Below are 2,454 nucleotides of genomic sequence, written 5' to 3'. Positions count from 1 at the left end.
CGCTGCGCTCGCAATGACGGAGCAAGGGCGAGCATCGCCCTCTCGAACTCGCGTTTCAAATCGCGAGGGGCGGACCAAGGTCGCGTGAGATGGGCCTCCGGCTCTGCAGCGCACAGCTGCACCGGACGATGCTTCGCATCGCTGGGGAAGCGGTGCGCTGCGTCTGGGGCACGAGACCTTGCTACGCCACCGCCGCATCCGGCACGCGCGCGGCTTCCATCGGCTGCTTGCCGCGGATCAGGTCCGAGGCGCGGTCGGCGATCATCATAGTTGAGGCATTGAGGTTCGCCGAGATCATGCGTGGCATCACGGAGGCGTCGATGACGCGGAGACCTTGCAACCCGTGAACTCGGAGCTGGTCGTCGACCACCGCCCAGGTGGAGTCCGCCGGGCCCATGCGGCAGGTGCAGCCGGGGTGGAAGGTGGTGGTGCCGCGTTCGGTGGCGGCGGCCAAGAACTCGTCGTCGGTGTTGATGTTCGGGCCCGGGAAATCCTCGTAGGCGTAATAGGGCGACAGCGGCGCGCTCTTCAGCAGGCGCCGCGCCAGCTTCATGCCACCGACGATGACGCGGCGGTCGAGCTCGGCGTCGAGATAGTTGGTCTGGATGATCGGCGGCGCAAACGGATCTGACGAGCGGATCCGGACATAGCCGCGGCTCTCCGGACGCTGCTGCCAGGACGCGACGGTCATGCCGGGCTCGTCCTCGAGCTGGCCCTGCACGCCTTCCTTGTAGGACGCCGGCGTGAAGGTGAGCTGCAAGTCGGAGCTGTCGGCGCTCTCGCCGGAATGCCAGAAGCAATAGACCATGGTCGGCGACAGCGACAGCAGGCCTTTGCGCGCGGTCGCCCATTTCATCGCCTCGACCCAGAGACGCCAGCCGCGGCGAAGCTCGTTGATGGTCCTGATGTCTTTGACGCGCGCGACCGTTCGCGGCGCGTAATGGTCCTGCAGGCCTTCGCCGACCGGAAGCGCGTGACGCACGGCGATGCCGTGGGCGCTCAACAAATCTGGCGAGCCGATGCCGGAGAGCTGCAACAGCTGCGGCGAATTATAAGTGCCGCCGGAGAGAATCACTTCCTTGTTGGCGCGCACTTCGACCGGCGTGCCGCCACTACCGCCCTTCATGTAGCGCACGCCGACGGCGCGCTTGCCCTCGAAGATGATCTCGGTCGCGTGCGCGTGGGTGTGGACATGCACGTTCGGACGCTTCATCGCGGGCTTCAGAAACGCGGTGGCGCCGGAGACGCGCAAGCCCCTATCGATGGTGCGCTGGCAGTAGGAGACGCCTTCCTGGGTCTTGCCGTTGTAGTCGGGATTGCGCGGAATCCCGAGGCTCACCGCGCCTTCCATGAAGGCTTCGCAAAGTGGATCGCGCCAGTTCATGGTGGTGACGGTGAGATTGCCGTCGCGGCCGCGATAAACATCCTCGCCCTCGCCGACGCGCTTCTCCAGCCGCCGGAAGTAAGGCAGCACGTCGGCATAGCCCCAGCCGCGATTGCCCATCTGCGCCCAGGTGTCGAAATCCATGCGCTGGCCGCGATTGTAGATATGGCCATTGATCGAGGACGAGCCGCCGAGCGTCTTGCCGCGCGGCGCGTAGATGCTGCGCCCGCCGGTCCAGGGCCCGACCTCCTGCTGGTAGGCCCAGTTGATGCTCTTCATGTGGAAGGTCTTGATGAAGCCGGCCGGCAGATGGATGTAGGGATGCCAGTCGCTCGGGCCCGCCTCGAGTACGCAGACGCTGGTAGCAGGGTCTTCGCTCAGCCGGCTGGTGAGCACGCAACCGGCGGAGCCCGCGCCGACGATCACATAATCAAATCTGTCCATGGTGCCTCGGCCGCCTCTAGCGCGGCTTGTCATTGAGTTGATAGTTCAAATGCGTTCGCACGGTCGGCCATTCGGCCGCGGTGATGCTGTAGACCACGGTGTCGCGGAGCGTGCCGTTGGGCGCGACCTGGTGGCTGCGCAGAATGCCGTCCTGCTTGGCGCCCAGGCGCTCGATGGCGCGACGGCTCTGGTGATTGAAGAAGTGGGTGCGGAATTCCACCGCGATGCAGTCCAGGGTTTCGAAGGCGTGGGTGAGCAGCAGCAGCTTGCACTGCGTGTTGAGCGGGCCGCGCTGCGCGCTCTTGCCATACCAGGTCGAGCCGATCTCGACGCGGCGGTTGGCGGCATCGATGTTCATGTAGGTCGTCATGCCCACGATCTTGCCGCTGCCATCGAACACGGTGAAGGGGAGCATCGAGCCCGCGGCCTGAAGACCGAGCCGGCGGTCGATTTCCTTGCCCATGTTGTCCGACGTCGGAATCGCGGTGTACCAGATGGTGGAGAGCTCGCCGTCCTTCACGGCCTCGATCAGCCCCTCGCGGTGCTGATGCGACAACGGCTCCAGACCGGCATGCTGTCCGCGCAGGGTAATGGGATCAGGCCAGGGCATTTGAAACTCTCTCTTT

At 65.2% G+C, this 2,454-nt stretch carries 2 protein-coding genes; both read right to left on the bottom strand.

Annotated elements, in window-relative coordinates; genetic code table 11:
- Positions 1–181: 181 nt before the first annotated feature.
- Positions 182–1,828, bottom strand: a complete 1,647-nt coding sequence (locus IVB47_RS05040; protein ID WP_027570615.1) for a GMC family oxidoreductase N-terminal domain-containing protein — start codon at positions 1,826–1,828, stop codon at positions 182–184.
- A gap of 16 nt (positions 1,829–1,844) precedes the next feature.
- On the bottom strand, positions 1,845–2,438 hold the full coding sequence (locus IVB47_RS05035; protein WP_247401571.1) for a GNAT family protein: 594 nt from the start codon (positions 2,436–2,438) through the stop codon (positions 1,845–1,847).
- Positions 2,439–2,454: the final 16 nt, after the last annotated feature.

The organism is Bradyrhizobium sp. 62 (assembly GCF_023073035.1).
Taxonomy (GTDB): Bacteria; Pseudomonadota; Alphaproteobacteria; order Rhizobiales; family Xanthobacteraceae; genus Bradyrhizobium.
The sequence above is the reverse complement of the archived record's forward strand: the minus strand, read 5'-3'. Positions and strand labels throughout refer to the sequence as shown.